The sequence below is a fragment of the Sphingomonas sabuli genome, assembly GCF_014352855.1.
GTDB classification, from domain to species: domain Bacteria; phylum Pseudomonadota; class Alphaproteobacteria; order Sphingomonadales; family Sphingomonadaceae; genus Sphingomicrobium; species Sphingomicrobium sabuli.
Map to the genome: position 1 here is coordinate 1,648,434 of NZ_CP060697.1, position 24,956 is coordinate 1,673,389.

General features: G+C 64.8%; 21 protein-coding genes. 9 read left to right on the top strand and 12 right to left on the bottom strand.

Annotation, left to right across the window (positions count from 1 at the left end; all coding sequences use genetic code 11):
* Positions 1-27 precede the first annotated feature (27 nt).
* From H8M03_RS08190 to H8M03_RS08200, 3 genes are all read left to right on the top strand, one after another.
* On the top strand, positions 28-672 hold the full coding sequence (locus H8M03_RS08190) for a hypothetical protein (protein WP_187478968.1): 645 nt from the start codon (positions 28-30) through the stop codon (positions 670-672).
* A gap of 69 nt (positions 673-741) precedes the next feature.
* Positions 742-2,031 carry an adenylosuccinate synthase gene (locus tag H8M03_RS08195; RefSeq protein ID WP_187478969.1) on the top strand — a complete coding sequence of 430 codons (1,290 nt, stop codon included), beginning with the start codon at positions 742-744 and terminating at the stop codon, positions 2,029-2,031.
* 4 nt (positions 2,032-2,035) lie between these two features.
* Positions 2,036-2,338 (top strand): hypothetical protein, encoded by a 303-nt coding sequence (locus H8M03_RS08200; RefSeq protein WP_187478970.1) that lies wholly within the window; start codon positions 2,036-2,038, stop codon positions 2,336-2,338.
* Here H8M03_RS08200 and H8M03_RS08205 read toward each other — a convergent pair.
* The 5 genes from H8M03_RS08205 to H8M03_RS08225 form a co-directional block, all read right to left on the bottom strand.
* Entirely contained in the window at positions 2,335-2,604 is a 270-nt protein-coding gene (locus H8M03_RS08205; protein ID WP_187478971.1) for an acylphosphatase, read from the bottom strand. The two genes, H8M03_RS08200 and H8M03_RS08205, sit on opposite strands and share 4 nt — an antisense overlap.
* Positions 2,601-3,353 (bottom strand): isocitrate lyase/PEP mutase family protein, encoded by a 753-nt coding sequence (locus H8M03_RS08210; protein WP_187478972.1) that lies wholly within the window; start codon positions 3,351-3,353, stop codon positions 2,601-2,603. Before H8M03_RS08210 ends, H8M03_RS08205 begins: the two co-directional genes overlap by 4 nt.
* Complete coding sequence (locus tag H8M03_RS08215; protein ID WP_187478973.1) at positions 3,353-5,077, bottom strand: dipeptidyl-peptidase 3 family protein; 1,725 nt, start codon at positions 5,075-5,077, stop codon at positions 3,353-3,355. Before H8M03_RS08215 ends, H8M03_RS08210 begins: the two co-directional genes overlap by 1 nt.
* 399 nt (positions 5,078-5,476) lie before the next feature.
* A complete protein-coding gene (locus H8M03_RS08220; RefSeq protein ID WP_187478974.1) occupies positions 5,477-6,283 on the bottom strand; it encodes a LytR/AlgR family response regulator transcription factor in 807 nt (268 codons plus the stop codon).
* Positions 6,283-7,467 (bottom strand): sensor histidine kinase, encoded by a 1,185-nt coding sequence (locus H8M03_RS08225; protein ID WP_187478975.1) that lies wholly within the window; start codon positions 7,465-7,467, stop codon positions 6,283-6,285. Before H8M03_RS08225 ends, H8M03_RS08220 begins: the two co-directional genes overlap by 1 nt.
* Before the next feature lie 104 nt (positions 7,468-7,571).
* Between H8M03_RS08225 and H8M03_RS08230 the strand changes: the two genes are divergently transcribed.
* The 3 genes from H8M03_RS08230 to H8M03_RS08240 all read left to right on the top strand — a co-directional run bounded on the left by H8M03_RS08230 (position 7,572) and on the right by H8M03_RS08240 (position 13,584).
* Positions 7,572-9,521: a M1 family metallopeptidase gene (locus H8M03_RS08230; RefSeq protein WP_187478976.1), complete on the top strand. Its 1,950-nt coding sequence runs from the start codon at positions 7,572-7,574 to the stop codon at positions 9,519-9,521.
* 105 nt (positions 9,522-9,626) lie between these two features.
* Positions 9,627-11,933 (top strand): putative bifunctional diguanylate cyclase/phosphodiesterase, encoded by a 2,307-nt coding sequence (locus H8M03_RS08235; RefSeq protein ID WP_187478977.1) that lies wholly within the window; start codon positions 9,627-9,629, stop codon positions 11,931-11,933.
* Between the two features lie 115 nt (positions 11,934-12,048).
* Positions 12,049-13,584: a L,D-transpeptidase family protein gene (locus H8M03_RS08240; protein ID WP_187478978.1), complete on the top strand. Its 1,536-nt coding sequence runs from the start codon at positions 12,049-12,051 to the stop codon at positions 13,582-13,584.
* A 39-nt stretch (positions 13,585-13,623) separates the two neighbouring features.
* Here H8M03_RS08240 and H8M03_RS08245 read toward each other — a convergent pair whose 3' ends face one another.
* The 3 genes from H8M03_RS08245 to H8M03_RS08255 all read right to left on the bottom strand — a co-directional run bounded on the left by H8M03_RS08245 (position 13,624) and on the right by H8M03_RS08255 (position 17,172).
* A complete protein-coding gene (locus H8M03_RS08245; RefSeq protein ID WP_187478979.1) occupies positions 13,624-14,397 on the bottom strand; it encodes a ZIP family metal transporter in 774 nt (257 codons plus the stop codon).
* A gap of 75 nt (positions 14,398-14,472) precedes the next feature.
* Complete coding sequence (locus H8M03_RS08250; RefSeq protein ID WP_187478980.1) at positions 14,473-14,787, bottom strand: hypothetical protein; 315 nt, start codon at positions 14,785-14,787, stop codon at positions 14,473-14,475.
* Positions 14,788-14,805: 18 nt separating this feature from the next.
* On the bottom strand, positions 14,806-17,172 hold the full coding sequence (locus H8M03_RS08255) for a PAS domain S-box protein (RefSeq protein WP_187478981.1): 2,367 nt from the start codon (positions 17,170-17,172) through the stop codon (positions 14,806-14,808).
* A 125-nt stretch (positions 17,173-17,297) separates the two neighbouring features.
* Between H8M03_RS08255 and H8M03_RS08260 the strand changes: the two genes are divergently transcribed.
* Together H8M03_RS08260 and H8M03_RS08265 are read left to right on the top strand one after the other, a co-directional pair.
* Positions 17,298-17,468 carry a hypothetical protein gene (locus tag H8M03_RS08260; protein WP_187478982.1) on the top strand — a complete coding sequence of 57 codons (171 nt, stop codon included), beginning with the start codon at positions 17,298-17,300 and terminating at the stop codon, positions 17,466-17,468.
* Positions 17,465-18,649: a hypothetical protein gene (locus H8M03_RS08265; RefSeq protein ID WP_187478983.1), complete on the top strand. Its 1,185-nt coding sequence runs from the start codon at positions 17,465-17,467 to the stop codon at positions 18,647-18,649. Before H8M03_RS08260 ends, H8M03_RS08265 begins: the two co-directional genes overlap by 4 nt.
* Positions 18,650-18,718: 69 nt before the next feature.
* Here the strand turns inward: H8M03_RS08265 and H8M03_RS08270 are convergent, their stop codons facing one another.
* The 4 genes from H8M03_RS08270 to lepA form a co-directional block, all read right to left on the bottom strand.
* Positions 18,719-19,558: a hypothetical protein gene (locus H8M03_RS08270; RefSeq protein ID WP_187478984.1), complete on the bottom strand. Its 840-nt coding sequence runs from the start codon at positions 19,556-19,558 to the stop codon at positions 18,719-18,721.
* A complete protein-coding gene (locus tag H8M03_RS08275) occupies positions 19,559-20,542 on the bottom strand; it encodes a ParB/RepB/Spo0J family partition protein (RefSeq protein ID WP_187478985.1) in 984 nt (327 codons plus the stop codon). It abuts the gene before it with no gap.
* Entirely contained in the window at positions 20,542-21,720 is a 1,179-nt protein-coding gene (locus H8M03_RS08280) for a DNA adenine methylase (RefSeq protein WP_246449223.1), read from the bottom strand. Before H8M03_RS08280 ends, H8M03_RS08275 begins: the two co-directional genes overlap by 1 nt.
* Positions 21,721-21,894: 174 nt before the next feature.
* Positions 21,895-23,712, bottom strand: coding sequence for a translation elongation factor 4 (lepA, locus tag H8M03_RS08285; RefSeq protein ID WP_187478987.1), 1,818 nt, complete (start codon positions 23,710-23,712; stop codon positions 21,895-21,897).
* 41 nt (positions 23,713-23,753) lie between these two features.
* On the opposite strand from lepA, the gene H8M03_RS08290 reads away from it, so the two are divergent.
* Positions 23,754-24,935 carry a hypothetical protein gene (locus H8M03_RS08290; RefSeq protein ID WP_187478988.1) on the top strand — a complete coding sequence of 394 codons (1,182 nt, stop codon included), beginning with the start codon at positions 23,754-23,756 and terminating at the stop codon, positions 24,933-24,935.
* Positions 24,936-24,956: the final 21 nt, after the last annotated feature.

The window sequence follows — 24,956 nt, forward strand, 5'->3', positions numbered from 1 at the left end:
TGGTTCATGGGGAAGAGCGGGGGCTCAGTGCAGGCAATTCAAACGACGGTGGCGCCCGACGCGCGCCTGCGGCCGCGCAGCAACATGTTCCTGGCAGCGATGCTGCACGGCGACGACCGGGCAACGCCCGTCCGCATTCGCAACATGTCGGTGCTCGGCGCGCTGGTCGAAGCGCCCGCCTTGCCCGCCGGCGACACGCCGCTGCGCTTGGTGCGCGGGCGGCTGGAGGCGGATGCGTCGATCATCTGGACCTCTGGCCTGCGCTCCGGCCTCAGTTTCTCCGCGCCGGTGGCGGTCGAGGAATGGATGGCGCCGGTGCGCAATGCCGAACAAAGCCGGGTGGACGAAGCGGTGCGCATGCTCCGGCTGGGCGCGATCCCCAATGCCCGCAACTTCTCGCCGGAGCGGCTGCATCTCGACGATGCCGCGGGACGGTTGGGGGAAGATTTGCGCTGCGTCGCCCGCCTGCTTGAAAATCTTGGCGGCGATCTGGCCGGCGATCCGGCCGTCCTTACCGGCCATTCGGCCAAGCTCCAGAATCTCGACATCGCGATCCAGTCGATTTCCGCCGTCGCCGCCGCCTTGTCCGCGGCGCAGATCGACGCCCATGCCGCCGCGCGCCTGGAAAACCTGCGCTCCAGCTGCGCCAGCGCGCTCGCCGCCTCTCGCTGACCGGCCCGCCTTTGACGCGGGCGGCTGCCTCACCTAGAGCCGCCGCCGTCTTCAAAGGGGTACAGCAGCTTGGCCAATGTGACCGTCATCGGCGCCCAGTGGGGCGACGAAGGCAAGGGCAAGATCGTCGACTGGCTCGCCAGCCGCGCCGACATGGTCGTCCGTTTCCAGGGCGGCCACAACGCCGGCCACACGCTCGTCGTCGACGGCAAGACCTACAAATTGTCGCTGCTGCCAAGCGGCATCGTCACCGGCACGCCGTCGGTCATCGGTAACGGCGTGGTGCTCGACCCCTGGGCGCTGAAGGCGGAGGTCGAGCGCATCCGCGAGCAAGGCGTCGCGGTCACGCCGGACGTGCTGATGGTGGCCGAAACCTGCCCGCTGATCCTGCCCATCCACCGCGATCTCGACGCGCTGCGCGAGGATGCCAGCGGCGAAGGCAAGATCGGCACCACCCGCCGCGGCATCGGCCCGGCCTATGAAGACAAGGTCGGCCGCCGCGCCATCCGCCTGTGCGACCTCGCCCATCTCGACGACCTCGATCCGATGCTCGACCGGCTGTGCGCCCATCATGACGCGCTGCGCGCCGGCTTTGGCGAACCGCCGGTCGATCGCGACCGGCTGCGCGCCGACCTGGCCGAAATCGCGGACTTCGTGCTGCCGTTCGCGCGGCCCGTCTGGCGCGATCTCGACCAGGCGCTGTCGCGGGGCCGCCGGATCCTGTTCGAAGGCGCGCAGGGCGTCCTGCTCGACGTCGATCACGGCACCTATCCGTTCGTCACCTCGTCCAACACCGTCGCCGGGACCACCGCCGCGGGCAGCGGCGTCGGCCCGCATGCCGCTGGCTTCGTCCTTGGCATCACCAAGGCCTATACCACGCGCGTCGGTTCCGGTCCGTTCCCGACCGAGCAGGACAATGCGGTCGGGCAGGAGCTTGGCACCCGCGGGCGCGAATTCGGCACGGTCACCGGCCGCCAGCGCCGCTGCGGCTGGTTCGACGCGGTGCTGGTGCGCCAGGCGGTCGCCGTCGGCGGCATCACCGGCATCGCCCTGACCAAGCTCGACGTGCTCGACACGCTCGAGACCATCAAGGTCTGCACCGGCTATACGCTCGACGGCAAGGCGCTCGATTATTACCCGCCCCACCCGGCCGACCAGGCGCGGGTCGAACCGGTCTACGAAGAGATCAAGGGCTGGTGCCAATCGACGCAGGGCGCGCGCAGCTGGGCCGACCTCCCCGCCCGCGCGATCAAGTACGTCCGCCGAATCGAAGAGCTGATCCGCTGCCCCGTCGCGCTGGTCTCCACCTCGCCCGAGCGCGACGATACGATCCTCGTGAAAGACCCGTTCGCGGGCTGAACGCATGGTCCCGACCCGGCTCGACCCCGCCATGCGCGCGCAGGTTCTGGCGATCGCGAGCGCGGCCGAACGGCAGCTGGGACTGGCCGAGTGCCAGATCGCGATCGTCGTTCACGCCAGCGAGTCCGGCGTTTACGAACTGGCCATCGCCTGCGACCGGCATCCCGAACTTATCCGGGCCATGCGCCGGGCCTTTCCGCGGCGTACCGACGGGCGCTTGCGCGCGACCATCGGCCCGTTCGGCGATCTCAACCTCGTCAACGTGACTGCGGCAGACGTCGCGAGCGCCACGGGCCGCCTGGGCTAGTGGCGCACGTCGAAGCCGGCGCAGCCCTGGCGGTCCGAATGTTCGACCGCGACCTTGTCCACCTGCGCCGAGGGCGGGCCTTCGTTGAGCAGCTCGACCATTTCCTCGATCGCGCTTTCCTCGCCCTCCAGCTGGGCTTCGACCGATCCGTCGGCGCAGTTGCGCACCCACCCGTCGAGCCCCAGCGTCCGCGCCTCGTCGCGGGTCCAGGCGCGAAAGAACACGCCCTGTACGCGGCCCGTGACGCGTACCCGGCGCGCGATCATGCGGCCGACGACAGCGCCATTCGCGCCATGTCTTCGAGCGTCTTCATCAGCGCCCGGTGCGGGAACGGGCCATAGCTGATCCGCGCCACGCCGAGGCTGGCCCATTCGGTATTGGGCGGCGCACCGGGAAAGGCGATCAGGTTGAGTGGGAGCGGGACCTCGCGGACCACCCGCTCGACCTGGGCCGCGTCGGCCAGCCGGGGCACGAAGAAGCCGCTGGCGCCGGCATCGGCGAAGGCCTTGCCGCGCTCGATCACGCTGTCGACCAGCGCATCGTCATGGTCTTCCGTCTTGAGCAACAGGTCGGTGCGCGCGTTGATGAAGAAATCCGGCCCGACCGCGTCGCGGATCGCCTGGATGCGCCGGCAGTGCCGGTCGAGCGGATGCACGCCTTCCCCGCCGATGACCTGGTCCTCGAAATTGCAGCCGACCGCGCCGGCGCCCTTCAAGGCGGCGACATTCGCCGCGCCTTCGTCGACCTCGACCGCATAGGCGCTTTCGAAATCGACGGTGACCGGCAGGCCGACGGCGCCGACGATCCGCCGCGCATTGTCGAGCACGAAGTCGAGCGGCACCTGCTGCCCGTCGCCGAAGCCGGACGCATCGCCGACCGGGTGGCTGCCGGTGGCGATCGCCTTGGCTCCCGCCCGCTCGACCGCCTGCGCGCTGCCGGCGTCCCATACGTTGTAGAGGATGACCGGTTCGCCGGGCTTGTGCAGCGCGGCAAAGCTTTCGAACGTCGTCGGCATCAGATGCGGTCCGGATAGATGGGCCGGATGTCGACCGGGATGTGGGTCATCGAATCGATCACCGATTGCGCCTCGGGATCGATCACCGCCCATTTGTCCAGGAACGCCTTGGTCCCGGCGTAATCGCCATTGCCCTGCAGCCGGACGATGTCCGCGACCAGCGACTTGATGGCCGCGTCGAGCTTGGCCGGGTCGACGCGGTAGCGCCGCGCCGCCGGGTCCCAGGCGATGCCGCCATGGTCGCGCATGTAGCGATATTGCATCGCCGCGCCGCGCCCGTGCGCCTCGCCGACGCCAAAGCGCATCGCTCGGAACAAGCCGGCGATATAGGTCGCCTCGATCTGCGGCCGCTCTGCCTTGGGCAGCACGCCGCGGTCCATCATGTACATGATGTTATAGGCGCCCATGACGTCGGCCTTGGCTTCCTCGAAGCCGCTACCGATTTCCTTCAATTCCTTGTCGACGGTGGTCGCCCGGCCGTTGACCGTGATGCTGCCCGGCCCAAGGCTGTGCGCCAGTTCGTGGAACAGCGTTTCGTTGGCCATATAAGCCTTGGTGACGTTGCCCGCCTGCTCCGGCACCAGCACCAGCGCCGCCATCGGCTTCAGGATCCGCTCGTATTTCGCGCCGAGCACGTTCTGCAGGATGACCTTCTTCGCGCCCTTGGCTTCGCGCACGCGCTCGTCGTTGGGCAGGTTGAAGGCGATAGTCTGCACGCCCGGCACGTTGTCGCCGCCCCCATGGACCTGGTCGACGACCGAGATCGGCGATTCGAAGCCGCGCTTGAAGTTCTTGTACTTCTCCTCGACCGGCAGGTTGGCTTCCATGTCGCGGAGCAGCGACTTGTACTTGTCCAGCTTGGCCGATTCCTGCGGGTTGCGCAGCGTCACGAACGCTTCGAACGCCGTCTTCCGGCCGTACAATTTGTCGGTGTAGGTCTCGTACGGCCCGATCGCGATTTCGATCGGCGTGTCCTTGAGGTCCATCCACGCCAGTTCGGATTCGTAATAATCGTCGGTGCGGAAGGATTGCGCGCGCAGCGTCAGGAAACGCTTCAGGCTGGCGTTGGTGGTGATTGCCGCCGCCTGCTCCAGCAGGGCCGCGGCCGGTTCGAGCCACTGTTTGTATTCGACCGAATAGGGCACGGCGACCAGCCGGTCCCCGTCGCGGCGAACCACGGTGTAACCGCTGGTCAGCGCGTCCTTCTGGTCGGGGTTGGCGGCCAGATAGGCGTCGAACGCGGTCTTGGTCATGTCGGGCGGATAGAAGCCCGCACCGTCGGGCCGCGGCGTGTTGCCGAAGAACGGCTTGTCCTCGTCGAGCGGGTCCCACGGGCCGAAGAAGGCATCGAACTTCTCCAGCACCTGCGCCTCGCCCGGCGGATTCACGAAATCGATCTCCGTCCGCACTTGCGGATTCTGTGCGAAGACCTGCCGAAAATAGATTTCGCTCATCAGGTTCGCGGCCTGGTTGAGCAGGTTGACGACCTGTCGCTCCTCGCTGCTCAGATAGCTGGTGTCGGCGGTCATCTGCACCGGCGCCAGCTTTGCCCATCCCGCGGTTTCGTGCGTGACCGGTTCGACCGGGAACGGCGGCGGCTTGACCGGCGGACCGTTATGGTCGGCGGGCAGCGGCGCCGGTTCGACGGCAACCGGCGGGGCCGTGGTGGCGCAGGCGGACAGGGCAAGCAGCGACGCGGCTGCGATCAGTCGGGCTTTGGTCATGGCCGGTGATTAGCAGCGGCCGGGGCCGCTCGGCAAACGCCTAGCGAATGGCTGGCGCCGCCGCGGGACTGAAGCCCGGCTGGGCCGGCGCGGCCTTGGGCGGCGGAAGCGTCACGGTCGCGCTCGACCGGCCCCGGTCGAATCGGTCGCAACCGCACAGCAAAAGCAGCAGGATGGCCGCGACTCGCATGTCGGCGACCATCGCGTCCGCACGTTAAGAATTCGTGGCGCCTGACGCTCGACCGTCCCGCTTGCCAAGTCTTCGTAACTGATCCAGCTTTCGGACGGACGCCCGCTATGCGGCGATGCGTCTTTCCGCGAACGCTACATCAGCTCCGTCGCCAGCCTGCAATTCTCGACCCTGGTCCGCAACGACACCCTGGCAGGCCAACCGGTCGCCTAGTGGACGAACCGCGCGACCACGTCGCGATAGCTTCGGCTGACCTTCACCTGCGCCCCGCTGTCCAGCACCAGGAAGCATTCGCCGTTGGTATGCGGCTTGACCTGGCGGACGAGGTCGAGGTTGACGATGGTCGACCGGTGGACCCGCTGAAACCGGCGCGGGTCGAGCCGCTTTTCCAGGTCCTTCATCGTTTCGCGCAGGATCAGCGTGTTGTCGCCGGTCTGGATGCACATATAGTCGCCGGCCGCGTCGATCCGCTCGATGGTGTCGACATCGACCCGGAAAATCTGTCCCTGGTCCTTGATGTTGATCATCTTCTCGAACCGGTTGGCGGCATGCGGTTCGCCGCCGCTGCCGTCGGCCAGTTCCTCGGCCGCCGCGGGCGCATGTTCCTCAAGCGCTTCCTTGAACCGTTCCGCATCCTCGACGCTGCGCTTCTCCGACAGGCGCTGGCGCACCCGGTCGAGCGTCGCGGCAAGCCGGTCCTCGTCCACCGGCTTGACCAGGTAATCGACCGCCTGCGCCTCGAACGCCTTGACCGCATGGTCGCTGTAGGCGGTGACGAACACGAACAGCGGCGGTTCGACCTCAAGCAGGCCCTGGATCACCGAAAAGCCGTCGAAGCCGGGCATCTGGATGTCGAGGAAGACCAGGTCGGGCTTGTGCGTCTTGATCTGCCGGATCGCCTCGCGCCCGTTCGATGCGGTGGCGACGATCTCGACGTCGTCATGCGCCTCGAGCCGAAGCTGCAGGCCCTGCGTCGCGAGCGATTCGTCGTCGACCAGGATGGTCCGGATCGTCATCAGTCTAGGTCTCCGCTTTGGTATGGAATTTCGACGATAACGCTGAAGCCCCCATGTTCGTTCTTTCGCGTCGTAAATCCGTGTGCCGGCCCATAGGCCTGGGCCAGCCGTTCCTTGATATTGGCCAGCCCGACGCCGGTCGACGTGCTGACCGGCGCCTCGGTTCCGGTGTAATGGCCATTGTCGGCGACCTCGATGCGGACCGCGTCGCCTTCGCGGCTGGCGGTCAGCCAGATGTCGGCCCCGTCCTCGCTTGGCGTCACCGCATATTTGATCGCATTCTCGATCAGGGGTTGCAGCAACAGCGAGGGCAGCTTGGCGCCGATGGTCTCGCCGTCGATCTTGAAATGCGGCCGCATGCGGTCCTCGAACCGCATCTTCTCGATTTCCAGGTACAGCTTCAGCGTCTCGACCTCCTGCGCCAGCGTCACCAGCGCGGCCGATTCATTGGCCAGGGTGTAGCGCAGGAAGGACGACAGCCGGGCCAGCATCGCATTGGCCCGCTCGGTCTGCTTGAGCAGCACGAGGGTCGAGATCGAATTGAGCGTGTTGAACAGGAAGTGCGGGTTGAGCTGGTAGCGCAGCATCTCGAGCTGGGCCGAGCTGGCCTGGCTTTCCAGCCGCTCGCGCTGCGTGATCTGTTCTTCCAGCAGGATGTAATAGTTGATCCCGTAGTAAAGCGAGGCCCAAGCCGCGAGCAGTGCGAAGTTGAGCAGGATGGCGCCGAGATATTCGAAGCCCAGCGGGCGCGCGTCGGGCTTGAGGAAGGTCGTGTAGCTCCACGTCTCGATGACCGAGAATGCGGTCGCCGCGACGATCACCGCGAGCAGCGACAGGACGACGGTCCACACCACCTTCATGACGATCAGGCGGCGGAACAGCGCGCCCATCAACAGGGTCAGCGAATATCCGGTAGCGGTCAGCAGCGCGGTGTGGACGATCCACATCGGCCCCATCGAATTGGCGAAGCCGGATAGCGAGCGGAGCAGGAAATAGCCGGCCCAGCCAAGCCCCTGGAGGAACCAGAAGGCGCGGTTCTTGTCCTCGAAGAAAGGCGCATCGAGCCCGACGCCCTGCAGGATCGGACGCGCCGGGGACGCGATCTTGGGAGTGTCGCCGCGCCGCCGCCGTTCGGACGGTCGCGCCGCCGGTTGCGGATCGAGCGATGCGCTGTCGGTCGCCATGCCAGGCGATATAAGGGGAAAGGTCGGCAGTTGCGAGCAGGTCTGGACGCGCGGGTGCCGCGTCTGCTTTGCGCAACCCTCGGCGCGGACCCCGCGTTGGCCCAATGAACCGAACAGAAGGACCTGCCTTGACGATCTTGCGCCTTGCCGCCGCCGCGACCGCCCTGCTCACCGCCGGCTGCCAGACCCAGCCTTTCGCTTATGCCCCGGGCGCGCCGGTCCTGCCCGGCACCAACGCGCCGGCCGCGCCGGTGCTGGCCAGCGCCGATGCCGTCGACCCCTATACTTACGCCCGGCCGCTGGAGGCGCGGGTGACCAACGTCGCGCTCGACCTTGGCATGGATTTCACCGCTCGGCGCATCGGCGGCACGGCGACGCTCGATATCCAGCGCGCGCCGAACGCCCGCGAGATCGTCCTCGACGACAAGGGGCTGGAAATCTTTTCCATCACCGATGGCGGCGGTCGGCCGCTGCCCTATGCGGTCGGCGCGTCCGACCCGCAAAAGGGCGCGCCGCTGACTATTGCCCTGGGCGACACGACCCGGCGCATCGTCATCCGCTACCGCTCCGCGCCCGACGCCGGCGCGCTGCAGTGGCTGACCCCGGCCCAGACCGCGGGCAAGCAGCACCCCTATCTGTTCAGCCAGGGGCAGGCGATCAACAACCGGACGTGGATCCCGACGCAGGATTCGCCCGGTATCCGCCAGACCTGGAGCGCTCGGATCACCGCACCCGAACCGTTGAAGGTCGTCATGTCGGGCGAGCGGCTGACCCCCGACGGCGTTCCCGCCGGACAGGGCCGCCGGGCCTTCGAGTTCCGCATGGACAAGCCCGTCGCGCCCTATCTGATCGCCATCGCCGCGGGCGACATCGCCTTCCGCAGCCTGGGGCCGCGCACCGGCGTGTGGACCGAGAGCGCGATGATCGACAAGGCGGCCGCCGAGCTGGCCGATACCGAGCGGATGGTGACCGCTGCGGAGCAATTGTACGGGCCCTATCGCTGGGGCCGCTACGACCTGCTCGTCCTGCCGCCCTCCTTTCCCTACGGCGGGATGGAAAATCCGACCCTGACCTTCCTTACCCCGACGTTCATCGCCGGCGACAAGAGCCTGGTCAGCCTGGTCGCGCACGAACTGGCCCACAGCTGGTCGGGCAACCTCGTCACCAACGCGACCTGGGCCGACAGCTGGCTCAACGAGGGCTTCACCTCCTATTTCGAAAACCGCATCATGGAGGCGCTTTACGGTCCGCTCCGGGCGCAGCAGGAAGCGGCGCTGAGCTTCGATTCGATGACCGAAGCGCTGGCCGAAGAGGGCCGCACCGACCCGGTCACCGCGCTTCACCTGCCGCCGTCCGAAGCCAACCCCGACGGCGGGTCGGGCGGTATCATCTACGACAAGGGCTCGATTTTCCTGCGCACGGTCGAAAATATCGTCGGCCGCCCGCGCTTCGACGCCTATCTGCGCTCCTATTTCGACCGCCACGCTTTCCAGCCGATGACCTCGGCCCGCTTTCTCGCCGACTTGCGCGCCAACCTGGTGCGCGGCGACGCGGCGCTGGAAAATAGGCTGCTGCTCGACGAATGGGTCTACAAGCCCGGCCTTCCCGCCAACGTGACACGTCCGGTCCCGGCCGCCTTTGCCGAGGTCGACCGTGAAATTGCCGCCTACAAGGCCGGCGGCACGGTCCCGGCCGAGTTCCAGGAATGGACCACCGCGGAACAGCTGCGCTTCGTCAACGGCCTGCCGCGCAAGCTGTCGCGCCAGCGGCTGGATTCGCTCGAACGGACGCTGCGGCTTAACGAGACGGGCAATAACGAAGTGCTGTTCGCCTGGCTCGAACTGGCCGTCGCCAACCGCTACGACCCCGCGGTACCGGCGCTCGAACGCTTCCTCACCACCCAGGGCCGCGGCAAGTTCGTCGTTCCCCTGCTCACCGCTCTGGCCGAGGACAAGGCATGGGGCCGGCCGCTCGCGGTGCGCATCTACCGCCAGGCCCGGCCGCTCTATCACCCGATCGAAATCCAGCGCCTGGCCAAGCTCAAGCTGCTCTAGGCGCTGAAAATCATCTTAACCGCGTTTCAACAGTCTGTGGGTTAGGTCCGCCGTTCACAGAGTAGCGGGACGCGCATGTACGAAGCTCCTGATCGTTATAAACGCATGATCTCGGCGCGTTTGCCGGACGGCGAATCGCTTGCGTTCACGAGCGGCGTGCCGGGCGAGGAGAACAGTCCGCTGCGCGATGCGCAGCTGATGGCGCGCGCCCAGCTGGCGCCGTTCTTCGCCGCCGCCAACATCGTCGCCTGCGCGATCGTCGTCGCCTGCCTCCAGGCCGAAGCGCCGCTGGCGTGGCTGGCCGGCTGGGCCGGCGCGGTCGGGCTTGCCAACCTGTTGGCGATGAAGCTCGCCAAGACGCAGGCGATCACGCATGTCGGCCGCTCGGGCAGCCGTTTGCCGGACTGGATGATGGTCGCCGATATCATGGTGCGCGCGGCCGTTTGGCTATCGCTGCCGCTCTACCTGTTCCCGTCGCTGTCCGCCGCTTCGCAGGCCGTGGTGGCGACGATCACTGCCGGCCTTGGCGTCGCCGCCATCGGCCTTGTCGTGGTGATGCCCTGCGTCGTCGCCTGGATGGCCGCTTTCACCGCGGGCCTGTGCGTCGCGCTGCTCATCGGGCGGAGCAACGTGCCGTTCCAGCAGATGCTGGCGATCATGTTCGCGCTGGGCAACGCCATCTTCGGCGTGCTCGCGCTGGCCCGCTGGGCGTTCGCGCAGCTCAAGACCAACGCCGACGTCGGCTCGCAAAGCGAAAGCGCGTCGCTGCTGTTGCAGGAATATGAACAGCGCGGCGTGGGCTGGCTGTGGCAGGTCGATTCGGAAAACCGAGTCACCTACATCTCCTCGCGCATGGTCGCCCTGCTCGGGCGCCCGGCCAACCAGCTGCTCGGCCACAGCTTCCCCTCGCTGCTCGGCGGCCATGCCGAACTAGGCCGCAAGCTGCTCGACAAGCAGCCCTTCGCCAATCTCGACATGCAGCTGGAAACTGCGCGGGGGCCGCGCTGGATCTCCATCGCCGGCGATCCCATCGTCGACACCGCCGGCCGGTTCGAAGGGTTCCGCGGCGTCGGTTCCGACATCACCGAGATTCGCCAGACCCAGGAACGCCTGACCCACCTCGCCAACATGGACGTCCTGTCCGGCCTGCCCAATCGCGGCTGCGTCCGCCAGCTGCTTGGCGAAGCGCTGCGCGCCGCGACCAGCGAAAGCCGCGCCTGCGCCATCCTGTTCCTCGACCTCGACGGCTTCAAGCCGGTCAACGACACCTTCGGCCATCCCAAGGGCGACGCCGTCCTGCGCGCGGTCGCCAAGCGGCTGGTCACCGAAGTCGGCAACGCCGGCCATGTCGGCCGCATGGGCGGCGACGAATTCGCCATCGTCATTCCCGACGCGCAAGGGCGCAAGGTTGTCGAGCAGATGGCGCAGAACATCATCGATTCGATCAAGGAGCCGTACGAGATCGACGGCACCAGCATCCGCATCGGCGTGTCGATCGGCTGCGCCTTCGGCCCGGTTGACGGCGCCACCGTCGACGACCTGATCCTCAAGGCCGACCTGGCGCTGTACGAAGCCAAGGGCGCCGGCCGCGGCATCGCCCGCTATTTCTCGTCTGAATTGCAATCGGAAAAGGAAGACCGCGCGCGACTCGAACAGGATTTGCGCACCGCGCTTGCCGCCAAGCAGTTCCACCTCGTCTTCCAGCCGCTGATCGCGGCCAAGACGCAAAAGCTGATCGGCTTCGAAGCTCTGATCCGCTGGAACCACCCGAAGCGCGGGCTGGTGCCGCCCAACCACTTCATTCCCGTGGCCGAGGAAATCGGCCTGATGCCCGACATCGGCGAATGGGTGATCGACGAAGCCTGCCGCGCCGCCGCGTCCTGGCCCGACTATATCAACGTCGCGCTCAACGTCAGCCCGAAGCAGATCGTGCTTGCCTCCCTGCCCAACGTCGTCAGCGAGGCGCTCGCCCGCTACCGGGTGCAGGGCAACCGCATCGAACTCGAAGTGACCGAGGGCATTTTCCTTGGCGACAACGGCCCGACGCTCGACGTGCTCAAGCGCCTGCGCTCGCTTGGCGTCGGCATCGCGCTGGACGATTTCGGCACCGGCTATTCGTCGATCGGCTATCTCAACAAGGCGATCTTCCACAAATTGAAGATCGACGGCAGCTTCGTCCGCGAAGCCGGCACCCGCTCCGAAAACGTCGCCATCATCCAGTCGATCGTCCAGCTGGCGCAAAGCTTCCGGATGACGATCACGGCGGAAGGCGTCGAAACCGCCGAGGACTTCGAACGCATGCGCGACCTCGGCTGCGACATCATTCAGGGCTATCTGTTCGGCAAGCCGCTCAGCTACGCCAAGGCCAACGAAATGGTGGTCGGCCTGCAGACCAAGCGAATGGCCGGCTGAACCCGCCGATCGCGCCTGGTTCCCGCCCGGCGCCCCCGAACCGACCCAGATAAGGTGGATCGTTCCGCACACGCCGCGTGTTGTGGTCATGAACCATTTTGTCTGGAGTATGACCTTGCGTTTACCGATCCTGCTGCTGTCCGCAGCTACTCTCGCGCTCGGCGCGTGCAACTTCACCAGTAACGCGGCCAGCGATGCGTCCGCCCAGGTCGATCCCGGCACCGACCTGTCGGACAGGGATCTTGAAACCCGGGTCATGGCCGCGCTCGACGATGCGCCGAAGAATGGCCTGACCAAGGACCTGTTCCTGAAGGGCGATCTGCCCAGCGACGGGGCGGAAAAGCGTCAGGCGCTGCTCAAGATCGCGCATGACTATGCGTCCGCGCTGGCCAACGGCAAGGTCGACCCGTCCAAGGTCCGCGATGTCTACACGCTCCCCCGCGCCAAGATGGACGTCAGCGAAGGGCTCAAGCAGGCGCTCGCGCAGGACAATCTGCGCGAATGGCTGGCGTCCTTGGCCCCGCAGACCGACGAATATCGCGCCTTGTCGAAGGCGTTCGTCCAGCTGGTGCAAAGCACGCCCAATCTTGAAGGTGCCAGCATTCCGGCGACCGGCAAGGTCATCCGTCCGGGCGACAAGGATCCGCGCGTCGCGGTGATCGCCCAGAACCTGCGTGCGCAGGGCTATCTGCAGACGGCTTCGGCGACGACCGCGCAGGCGGGCACGCCGGCCGAGCAGCGCAAGCCGCAAGGCGCGCAGCAGGCGCAGCCCGACAATAGCCAGCCGGCCGCCCAGCCCGCGGTGTTCACGAAGGAAATGTCCGAAGCGTTGAAGAACTGGCAGTCGGATGCTGGCCTTAAGGCCGACGGCGTGGTCGGCCCGGATACGGTCGGACAGCTGAACGGCGGTCCCAAGGATCGCGCGCGCAAGCTGGCCATTGCGATGGAACGGCTGCGCTGGCTCGAACGCGAACCGCCCAAGACCCGTATCGACGTCAATACGGCTGCGACCTTCCTGCAATATTTCCGCGAAGGCAGCCTGGCCGATCAGCGGCGCGTGGTCGTCGGACAGCCCGGCTGGGAAACCCCGGCACTGGGGTCGCCGATCTACGCGCTGGTCGCCAACCCAGATTGGGTGGTGCCCGATTCGATCGTCAAGGAAGAGATTTCCAAGCGCAGCCCGGCCTATCTCAAGGAGAATAATTTCGTTCAGAAGGACGGCCGCTGGGTCCAGCAGCCGGGTCCCGACAGCGCGCTTGGCGAGGTCAAGTTCGCGATGAAGAACGACGAGGCGATCTACCTTCACGACACGCCGGCCAAGGCCGCGTTCCAGAGCGACGAGCGTCACCAGAGCCACGGCTGCATTCGCGTGCAGAATGCGGTCCAGTTCGCGCAGATGCTCGCCCAACAGAACGGCATCGCCGACAAGTTCAGCGAGGCGATGGCCAACAAGGACAAGGAATCGCAGGTCGCGCTGCCCAACGAGATCCCGGTACGGCTGCTTTACCACACGGCCTATCTGGGCGGGAACGGCCGGGTCCAGTACGCGCCCGACGTCTACGGCTGGGACAATGATGTGGCCTCCGCGCTCGGCTACGAAACGCGTCAGGTCGCGAAGCCGAAGCGCAATAGCGAAGACGTCGGCCCCTAGTGCGGTTGCGCGGGTACGCGATTGCGGGCCCGCTCCACCCTAGGCGGCGAGTGCAATGTCCAGGAACAGCATCGCGCAAACGCCGATCAGGAATGCCCAGATCGGCCGGCGATGGCCGTCTTCCTGGTGGATCGCGGGGATAAGCTCGGCGGCGACGATGTAGATCATCGCCCCGGCCGCCCAGCCCATGCCGGCGGGCAACAGCCAGGTCGCCGCCGAAACCAGGGTCACGCCAAGGAAGGCGCCGACCGGCTCGACCAGCCCGGTCGCGCCGCCGATAAGCACCGCGCGGCCCCGCGAATAGCCGATCGTCAACAGGGCCGCCGCGACGGCCAGGCCTTCCGGCAGGTTCTGGACGCCGATTCCCACTGCCGTACCGATCGCAATGCGCGGGTCGCCGGCGGCAAAGCTGACCCCGACCGCCGCGCCCTCCGGCAGGTTGTGCGCGGTCATCGCGATCAGCAGCAGCCACACGCGCCGCGCGGCTTCGCTGGCCTCGGCCCCCCCGATCGATTGCACGCGCTCGGACCGGCGCAGCAGGTCCAGGCACGCCGCGCCGACCAGGACGGCCAGCGCCACCTGCGCGGCCGCGGCGAACGCGGAATAGCCCTGGTCCTGCGCAAAGGCGGCCGCGGGCACGATCAGGGACAGGTAGGACGCGGACAGCATGACGCCAGCGGCAAAGCCGAGCATGATGTTTTGCCGTTCCTTGCCGGACACGCTGCCGAAAAAGGCGGGAGTCGCGCCGACGAACGTGGCCAGGCCCGTGGTCAGGCCGGCAAACGTCCCCCAGCCGATCAGCTGCCAATCCACGCCCGCGTCACTCCTGCCCGTACAAGGGCCTGTCGTTACGCGGTGCGTGGGTGTCGCGCCATAGCGCGATGCGGCTTAGTTGCTGGTCCAGCGGGCCGCGATGAAATCGCTGGCCGAGCGATATTCGGTGGGGGTCACCTGCCCGTCCGTGTCCCCGTCCGCGATCCGCTTGAACTCGATCGCCGCGGTATCGGCTTCGCGGATGGAAAGATGGCCGTCGCCGTTGGCGTCGAACGCCCGCACGGCCCATTGCATCAGCCGCGGATCGCGCTCGAACAATTCTATCGCGCGCGGATTGGTCAAGCGGAAGTCTTCGGCAATCGACGCAGGGGCGGCCTGTCCGGCGGCGGCGATAAGGGCGAGCAGGGCGATCATGCAGTCAGAACGCACCAGGCGCGCCTTGGCTTCCTAGCAAACGAGCGCACTGCGGACGGCCTTGGCGAAGGCGGCCGCTCGGAACGGCTTGGCAAGCAATGGCGAATGTGGCGCGATCTGCTTGATAGCCTCGGTTTCGCTGTAACCGGACACGAACAGGATCCGCTGGTCGGGGGCGGTCGCAAGGATACTCCGCGCGACGTCCGCGCCCGACATTTCGGGCATCACGAAATCGAGCACGACCAGGTCCGGCCGGCCGTCGGCGAAGCTTTCCAGCCCCGCCTTGCCATCGCCGCATTCGCGCACCGTGAAGCCTTCCTCGGTCAGCGCTTCGACCATGAAGCCGCGAACGTCGGGATCGTCGTCGATCACCAGGATTGACGCGGTGGCCGACTCATTTTCCTCGCCCTCGCTGTCGGTTTCGGCCGACAGCGGCTGCTGCGCGCCGTCCGCCACCCGGAACAACAGCTTGATCGTGGTGCCCTCGCCGGGCGCCGTCTCGATCCGCGCGGTGCCGCCCGACTGGCGCGCCATGCCGTAGACCATCGACAGGCCAAGCCCGGTGCCCTTGCCCACGTCCTTGGTGGTGAAGAACGGTTCGAACGCCCGCGCGGCGACGTCGGGCGACATGCCGGTGCCGGTGTCGCAAATGCACAAGGCGACATATTCGCCGGGGTCCAGCTCGGCATCGTTCTCGATCGCGACGACGCGGGTAATGAATTTCAGCACCCCGCCCTCGGGCATCGCGTCGCGCGCATTGATCGCCAAGTTGAGCACCGCGACCTCGACCTGCGTCGGGTCGGCCATGACCGGCCGCTCCGCCTCGTCGAGGTCGAATTCCTTGGCGATGCCCGGACCCAGCACGTTGCGCAGCATGGGGCGCATTTCATGGATCAGCGGCGCCACCTTGATCGGCCGCGTCTCCAGCCGCTGGACTCGGCTGAAGGCCAGCAGCTGGGCAGTCAGTCGGGCGCCTCGCTCGGCCGCGGTCAGCGCGTTGACCGCATAGCGCTTGAGCTTTTCGTCCTCGACCCGCCGGGCGATGAGATCGAGCCCGCCGACGACCACGGTCAGCAGGTTGTTGAAGTCGTGCGCGATGCCGCCGGTAAGCTGGCCCAGCGCTTCCATCTTCTGGCTTTGCCGCAACTGTTCCTGCGCCGCCTTGAGCTCGGTGATGTCGCGCGCTTCGAACAGCAGGTAAATGACCTCGCCCCCCGGTTCTCGCACCGGCTGGATCGCGACGTCGAGGAACGCCATCGGCGCGCCTTCGCGCTCCATCGTCACCTGTCCCGAAAACGGCTTGCCCGCCGCGGCGGCGCGGACCGCCTTCTTCATCAGCCCGATGTGCTGCGGATATGCCTGCAGGGTCGGCGCATCCCACAGCTTCATGCCGATCGCTTCGTCGGGGTTCTGGTGGCGCCAGGCCTCATCGCGGTGGTTCACCGCCAGGATCGTCCCGTCGGGCTGCAGCAGCACCATCACTTCCAGCGCCGCTTCGAACACCGCGCGGAACTGCGCTTCGCTCTCGCCCAGCTTGCGCGTGCGCTCCTCCACCTGGCGGCGAAGCTCCAGCTCGGCTTCCTTGGCGACGGTGATGTCGGTGGCGACGCCGATGAAGCCGACATGCTCGCCGTCCGGCCCGAACCGCGGCGAGCTGGTGCTGAGCAGCCAGCGATAGTCGCCGTCGCTGCGCCGGAACCGCCCTTCCAGGCTGAACGGCCGCAACGAGGCTTCGCCGGCGACGCTTTCCGCGGTGATCCGCTCCGCGTCGTCGGGGTGGATGACCGTGCGCCAGTCGAACGTCCGCGCCGTTTCCCGGTCGGCGGTGCCGAGCCAGTCCATGTAGGCGTCGTTGACGAAGTCGCGGCTGCGGTCGAGCCGCGTCACCCACATCAGCGCCGGCGCCTGGTTGGCGATGCGCCGGAATCGCTCCTCGCTTTCGCGCAGCGCGCGTTCGGCGGTGCGTTGCTCGGTGACATCCTTGACCACCATCACCAGCCCCGCGACCGACCCGTCGGCCTCGTCGATCCACGGCACATATTCGGTCTGCACCGCCGCTGGCCCGCGCGTCGGATGGTGGAATTCGGCGATGAAGAACTGCCGCGTGCCGGCCATCGCGTCGGCGATCCGCTGGCGCCGCGTGGCGTAGGTTTCGTCCCCCAGCATCGCGCGCACCGGCCGCCCGACCAGCGCGTCGCGCGGCTGTTCCAGATACTCCGCCATCGGCCGGTTGACGAAGCGCACCACCTCGTCCCGGTCGACATAAGCGATCATGATCGGCAGCAGGTCGGCCAGCGCGCGCAGCCCCGGCGCGGTGAACATTTCCGCCGGCATGCCCGGCGGCAGGCCGTCCGTGCCTGGGCCCGTGCCCGCTGCCTGCTTGTCCGCCTCCGTCGCCATCGCCCGACGATTGCGCGAAACGCCCGCGAAGTCACGCGCTTGTGAAGCCGCCGCCGCTCCCCTCGCCCCGCCGCCTGCGCAAAAAAGGCTGTCCTATTTGGATTTCATCTGCCTCAAGCTCGTCGATGAGCAAGCCCAGCCAGCGCCTTCCGCGCCCCGAACCCCGTGCGGCCGCCGCGCCGCCCGCCGCCGCCGCGCCGCTTACCGCCCCCATCGCCGAGGATTATGACGAGGCCGTCGCCGCCTGGCATTTCCACCTCGACGCCGGCCATTTCGCGCGCAGGCCCGGATCATGAAGCGCCGCGTCCCCGTCCCCCGCGACCAGCGCGAGCCGCTGCCCGAATTCACCCCCGTCCCGCGCAAGTGCAAGCGCCACGACGGCTGGACGCCCGAGCGGCAGAAGGCCTTCATCGAGGCGCTGGCCGACACCGGTTCGGTCAGCCGCGCCGCGGCGATGACCAACATGTCGTCCGAAAGCGTCTACTTCCTCCGCCGCCAGCCCGGCGCCGAAAGCTTCCGCCGCGCCTGGGAAGCCGCGCTCGACTATGGCGTCGCGCGGATGAAGGACATCGCGTTCGAACGCGCGATCGAAGGCTATCTCGTCCCCTGCTTCGTCGGCGGTCGCCTGCTGGGCTGGCGCCGCAAGTACAACGACCGGCTGCTGATGTTTTTGCTCAGGCACTATGGGGAGGATGCGAATGGCAGACGCACGAAGGTCGAGTATTTCTCGACCCGTGCGACTGCCGGAGCAGCCTCAGCGCCGAGCGGAAGGCAGCAGGCGGGAACCGCCACGCTGACTTCCGCGAGAGACGCGTCCCCAGATCGGCCGACGGGTCGCGAAGCGAACCCGATCGACGGCGCGGGGGTCGCAGACGAACGAGGACCAACGGTCCGAGGACATTCACTCCGCGACGGCGCAGCCGCCATCGCGACTGCTGGAATGCAATCAGCGATAGCTGAAACCACCACCGTCCGCACCGTCACCACCGGCCGCGCCGCCGCCCCCGCGCTCGACGCCACCACCGCGATCATCGAGGACTTCCCCGGCGTCGAGCTCGACGCGGTCGCCCAGGCGGAAATCTACCGCATCCTCCAGGACTGCGCCGCCCGCCGCCGATCGGTCGAAGGCACGCCCCACGATCCCGACCAGCCCTTCATCTCGGTCGAACAGCCGGAACGCGAAGTGCTGGTCCACGACCCCGGCTACGCACACCCCCGCAAGGTCAAGCGCCGGCCCGCGCCCCTGACCGACGTGGTGGTCGACGAAGGCGCGTACCTGCAGCAGTCGCCGAAGACGGAGCCGGAGGACAAGTACAGCGCAGGCGTCGAGGAGCTGCCGTGGCAGGTGCTGGACCACGAAGAGGCGTGCGCGGAGATCGAGGCGGCGGTGGAGAGTGTCAAGAGGGCTTCGAAGCCGCTCGCTCTCCCGCCTGCGGGCGAGGGTCAGGGTGAGGAGCAGCAGAGCGAGAACAGCTGATGTCCAGTCACCTCGGACTCAATACGGATTGCAATGAAATTCAAAGCGAGAAAACGACGATAGTATCGTTCAATAACGAAATTTCAGACCCACCTCAGCCATGTCTTCTCTGAAATCTCGGATCTGTTTCAGCCCTTCCAAAAAAGCATGCCGACATTCGCGAAATCGTCGCGCTCTCGCGCGAGCCTCGGCTGGCGGGTGATGGTTAAAATTCCTGTATTTATGGGTGAACCCACGCGCAGCCGCGATCGTCTGTCGTTTTTGGTTCATTGGTGGCCGATTCTCCATAGTCTGGAGTACATTTGCTAGGCCTTGCGCCTCTTGGGTAGCAGTTATCCAGCCCTTGCGGCGCGCTGTCGCCGCCGCCTTATTTATGATCTCTTCAAACACTTCAGTAACATCTCGAACCCCCGCGAGAGGGTCACCGGAATATGCACGATATGAATCTGCTAATCTCTGGCGAAGTTTCTTCGGAAGGCCATCGAACTCTAATTCCACTTCTTCAAGTTGAATAATGTGTTGAAGCGGGACCGCATCGTATTGGAGTTGACACCCACCATTCGCCGATATCGTAATTAACCCAAACCCATTATCGCGGAGATCTTCTGCCTCTTCCGGATTATTTTGATACTCCTCCAAGGGGCAAACACAGAAGACGGTCAAGGGCAAAGCAGAGCGCATTAAGCTACCACGCCGCCTGCGTAAGATCTCCGGAAATACAGCTTCGCCAATTTGCGCAGCTACGATCGAATGGCTTGGAGTTCTGAAATGTAGCGACGGTCGCCAGTCGATATTCGCGGCAAACTTTTCAGTGAACTTGAGTTCAGGATTTTGAAAATGCCTATTGAAATGCTGACAAGCAGCATTCAGCAAATAGTCCCCTCCCGGAGTGAGCGCGGATGCCGCCATCTACGGCAAAGCCTTTAAAAGAGCCTCCAGGCGCTCCGATAGCAAACGCAGGTCCTTGACGAACTCATCGTCAAGTTCATCAAATCTCCGCTCCTCTAAAACAACGTCAATAAAGTCAGACAGATTGTCTACCTCACGAGAAGCCTTCCGCTCAAAATATTCAAATTCAACGGTATGGGCATAAGCTTCTTTGATGCCAAAAGCGTGTCGTGGGTTGAAGACTTTATCCAGCGCGGCCTTGGCGGTCCTTTGCGCAACACCCAGACCTTCAATTGCCGTAGCAATTTTTGAAAGCTGTCGAAAATCGGTGATTGCTGCAATTTTTCCATCGCGAAACTTCTCGATTAAGGTGTCGCGGATTCGGTCTAGATCTTCCTCATATTCGGGAAGACGTCTGGTCACCGTCTTGAGCGACCTTTCCATCTCGATGAAAAAATCTTCGGATAGCTTTTGCTGAGATTTGGGCTTTTCCAGTTCCTCCATAAGGAGAGATTTGAATCGGCCCGGCAATCCGATGAGAAGTTGGCACCGGCGAATCGCTCCAATGCTTAGACCTGTAAGCTCCGATTGATCTCGCTCGTTAGGTTGTCGGTCGTGCTCAAGCGTCCAAAGCTCGATAATGCGCTCAAGCTTTGACGCTATCGTAAAGTAGTCCCATTGCTCGCGAAGAGCATGGATATTGTACATCAGGACGAGATTTTGAAGTTCGGATGGCTTGTTTTGAACGATTGCCGGAACGGCTTTAAGGCCTAACGTTAATGCACACCGCCAGCGGCGCTCTCCGTCGAGTAGTCTAAATTTGCCATGTTCTTCATAGACAGTCACGGGCACCTGAATTCCGTACTGATCAATCGAGCGAAGTAAGCTTTCCATTTCCTCTTTCCTAAATATTAGGCGAGGATTCTCAGGATTCTCGGAAATATCTATCGGGTTTATTTGCTTGAGGGAGCGCGTCCGTCGTGGTGGGGATGAGAGGATAGCCACTATGCAGCCATCCTAAAGACGAATTCAGTAGCCGGCATGTTAGCTTGTCCCGTGGAGCCTCCAAATGTTGAATGCTTATGGCTCAGTTCCAAAACGGCCGCTTCACGACCGTAATGTTTCCGAAAGAGGTTTCCTATTGTGCCCCTAGGATCGTTGATAAGTCCTTTTTCAGGATAACTCAGGATCAAATCTGCTTCGAGTTGTGCTGTAAGCTGGATCAGATTTGATACTGCATTCATTGCACCGGAGGCCAGGTTGAAGACAGAACGCGCTCGGCGATCGCGATATCTTCCTCTTCCTGTACACGCCGGGTAATCGTACAAAACAAGCGTCTCGTACATATGATAGAATCTAGAATACTGGTCGTCGGTGTAAGGCGGGTCTGCGTAAATAACAGAGGGTCTGATATTGGATTCATTAAGCTGCTTAACCAAATCGACAGCATCCTGCTTGAAGACCCTGTTATTTCTTCGCCATGATGCGGATCCGATCGGATTGATGCTACTAAGTTCGATCTTCATTGTGCGCCAAACAGACCGCTCACGTTCCTTCGTGATACGCACAAGATTTTTCACGCTCGGCGCCAGAGGCTGAGCGAAATGCCCGGTGCTGGTTGAACATTTGTTCATCGCCATTCCCAATGCAACGAGAAGACGGTCAAATTGATCGGTTGTGATCACACGCTCCGACACTGCCCGATCGAGCGCGAAGCGAGCGCTATCCAGCTCTATGGCTTGTTTAGTTGAAAAGTACGAACCAGCGTATCTCGAAATGAAAAGATCGTATCTGCCGTCGGTAGCAATTTCGCGACAATTTTCTCTTTTAGTGGACGTTTTGAATAGATGCTGTAGAGATTCGAGGTTTCCACAAGATAATGCACGCTCTTCCTCGAAAATTTGCGTGCTGTTGTCCTTCGAAAGCTCAAGCCTTTTGTGCTCAAAAGTCGCCTCCAAATTTCGAAATGCCTTTTCTGATACGGGTAAAGTCTCGTCCGAGCAGAAGAGCACTTTTCCTACGAGGTTAGCGAAAACCTGAAGGTCGTTTACCCAGATTTGGCGCTCTTGGCCGACGGCTTGAGCAACTGACGCCATCCCAGCGAAAGCGTCCAAGAAAACTCCTGAACGACACTGTCGGACGATTTGAGAGATCTCGGGCGAAAGCTGTCGCTTGGTGCCCATGTAGGGAATACAAATGTTAACCCCCGAAACAGGAACACCGAGCTTCTCTAACAATGCCGCGAGAAGCCAATTTTAGTCAAGTCGCGGCATTTACCCCTCGAGCCGCCGCGATCCACAATAAGGTTTGCCAGAGCTTCGCCGAGTCTCCGTTTCCTTTTCATGTTAAGAAAGCGATCAGCCCTCGTCCCCCATCCTCAACGCAGCAATAAACGCCTCTTGCGGGATCGACACCGACCCGTACTCCCGCATCTTCGCCTTACCCTTCTTCTGTTTCTCCAGCAGCTTCCGCTTCCGCGTCGCATCGCCGCCATAGCACTTCGCGGTCACATCCTTGCGCAGGGCGCTGATGGTTTCGCGGGCGATGACCTTGCCGCCGATGGCGGCCTGGATGGGGATTTTGAACAGGTGGCGGGGGATCAGTTCCTTTAGGCGTTCGCACATGCCGCGGCCGCGTTGTTCGGCGGTGCCGCGGTGGGTGATCATGCTCAGCGCATCGACGGGCTCTTCGTTGACCAGGATGCTCATCTTTACGAGGTCGCCGGTGCGATAGCCGATCTGGTGATAGTCGAACGACGCGTAGCCGCGGGTGATCGATTTCAGCCGGTCGTAGAAATCGAACACCACTTCGTTGAGCGGCAGTTCGTAAGTCACTTGCGCGCGCTGGTGCGCGCCGGTGCCGACATAGGTCAGGTTCTTCTGGATGCCGCGGCGGTCCTGGCACAGCTTCAGGATCGCGCCCAGATATTCGTCCGGCGTGTAGATCGTCGCTTCGATCCACGGCTCCTCGATGCTTTCGATCCGGTTGGGGTCGGGCATGTCGGCCGGGTTGTGCAGCTCGATCGTCTGCGCGTCCTCGGTCTTCGAGTGGCTCAAGTGGATCTGGTACACCACGCTTGGCGCGGTGGTGATGAGGTCGAGGTCGTATTCGCGCGTCAGCCGCTCCTGGATGATTTCCAGGTGGAGCAGGCCAAGGAAGCCGCAGCGGAAGCCGAAGCCCAATGCGGCGCTGGTTTCCATCTCGAAGCTGAACGACGCATCGTTGAGCCGCAGCTTGTACAGGCTGTCGCGCAGCTTCTCGAACTCCGCCGCGTCGGTGGGGAACAGGCCGCAGAACACCACCGGCTGCACTTCCTTGAAGCCGGGCAGCGCCGCGACGGCGGGGCGCTTGGCATCGGTGATGGTGTCGCCGACGCGGGTCTCGGCGACTTCCTTGATCTGCGCGGTGATGAAGCCGATTTCGCCGGTGGTCAGCTCGGGCAAATCGGTGCGCTTGGGCGTGAAGCACCCGACGCGGTCGACCAGATGGGTGGTGCCGGCCTGCATGAACTTGATCGCCATGCCCTTGCGCAAACTGCCATCGATCACGCGGACGAGGATGACGACGCCAAGGTACGGGTCGTACCAGCTGTCGACCAGCATCGCCTTCAACGGCGCGTCCTTGTCGCCGCGCGGGGGCGGGATCTTGGCGACGATGGCGTCGAGCACGGCTTCGATGCCGATGCCGGTCTTGGCCGACGCCAGCACCGCTTCCGATGCGTCCAGCCCGATGATCTCCTCGATTTCCTGCTTCACGCCCTCGGGGTCTGCGGCGGGCAGGTCGATCTTGTTGATCACCGGCACGATCTCATGATCCTGCTCGATCGAGGCATAGACGTTGGCCAGCGTCTGCGCTTCGACCCCCTGCGCGCTGTCGACCACCAGCAGCGCGCCTTCGCAGGCGGCGAGCGACCGCGACACTTCGTAGGCGAAGTCGACATGGCCGGGCGTGTCCATCAGGTTGAGCTCGTGGCCCTTCCAGGTAAGCCGGACGGTCTGCGCCTTAATGGTGATCCCGCGCTCGCGCTCGATATCCATGTTGTCGAGCACCTGCGCGCTCATTTCGCGCTCGGTCAGCCCGCCGGTCGCCTGGATCAGCCGGTCGGCCAGCGTCGACTTGCCGTGGTCGATGTGGGCGATGATGCTAAAGTTCCGAATTTTGCTGATGTCTGTCATGTGTCCGCGCGCTATAAAGGCTGCTCAACGGGGGGCAATCGATGAAGCGAATTGTCATGGTGCTGGCCGCATCGGCGGCCGTTGGAGGAGCGGCGCCGGCACCCGCTCCGCAAGCCAATTACTGGATGGACGTGGCCACCGCGAGCGGCATGGGCGCGGGCATGATGGGCGGCGGGGGCCAGCCCAACATGGCGCAGGTCATGCAGATGATGCAGGGCGGCGGCGGTCAGGTGATGCACAGCGTCAACCTATATTTGTCGTCCAAGCAGAAGCCGGCCGCGCCGCAGGCCAGCCACATGATTCCCGCAGGGATGCGGATGGGCCCGAGCCTGCCGCTGATCGCCCCGGCCGCGGCCAGGCCCGAGCCGCGCAGCGACGGCGTGCCCGCCAACTTCCAGCCGCCCAAGGGCAAGATGCTGATCTATTGGGGGTGCGGCGAACATGTCGGGGCGGGTCAGCCGACGGTGATCGACTTCGCGTCGGTTGCGAAAGGCAAGATGCCTGCCGGCTATGCCGCGATGGTCGCCGCGGTTCGCGCCGCCCAGCCGCCGCGCCAAGGCCAGTCCGCCGGGTACGGCGAATGGCCCAACACCCGCGATTCGCGGCCGGTCCCGCCGGCGGCGTCGTTGCTGGGTGCACATAAAATCGAGGCCAATTACGCGCCGCCGATCGCCTTCACGCTGGCACAGGGGCAGGACTTCATGCCCGGGCTGGGCCTGCGCGAGGCGGGCAATATGCCGTCCGGCGCGGTCCGGCTGGCCTGGACGCCCGCGGCGTCGGCGACCGGTTACGCGTTGAGCATGTTCGGCGCCACGGCCGCCGGCGATGTCGTGATGTGGTCGTCCGCGGCGAAGGCGGCGGCGATGCCCAACATGGATTACCTGACCCCCGCACAGGCGCGCCAGCTGGTGGCGTCGGGCGCGGCGCTGGCACCCGGCACCAGCCAATGCGTGTTGCCGGCCGAAGTCGCGAAGACTTCGCCAAGCGGGATGGTGATGATGATCGGCTACGGCCCGGAAGCGAACTTTTCCGACAAGCCAAAGTCGCCGACCTGGACGACCAAGGTGCGGTACAAGACCACCGCGTCCGTTATGCTGGGCATGGGCGACATGATGGGCGACGCCGGACCGGGACAGCCGCAACCGCAGCAGCCACGCCGCAAGCGCAAGTTCGGCCTCGGCGACCTGATCCAGGGCGCGACCGGGTTGCCCGTCGGGAATTAGCCGTCGAGCATGGCGGTTGCG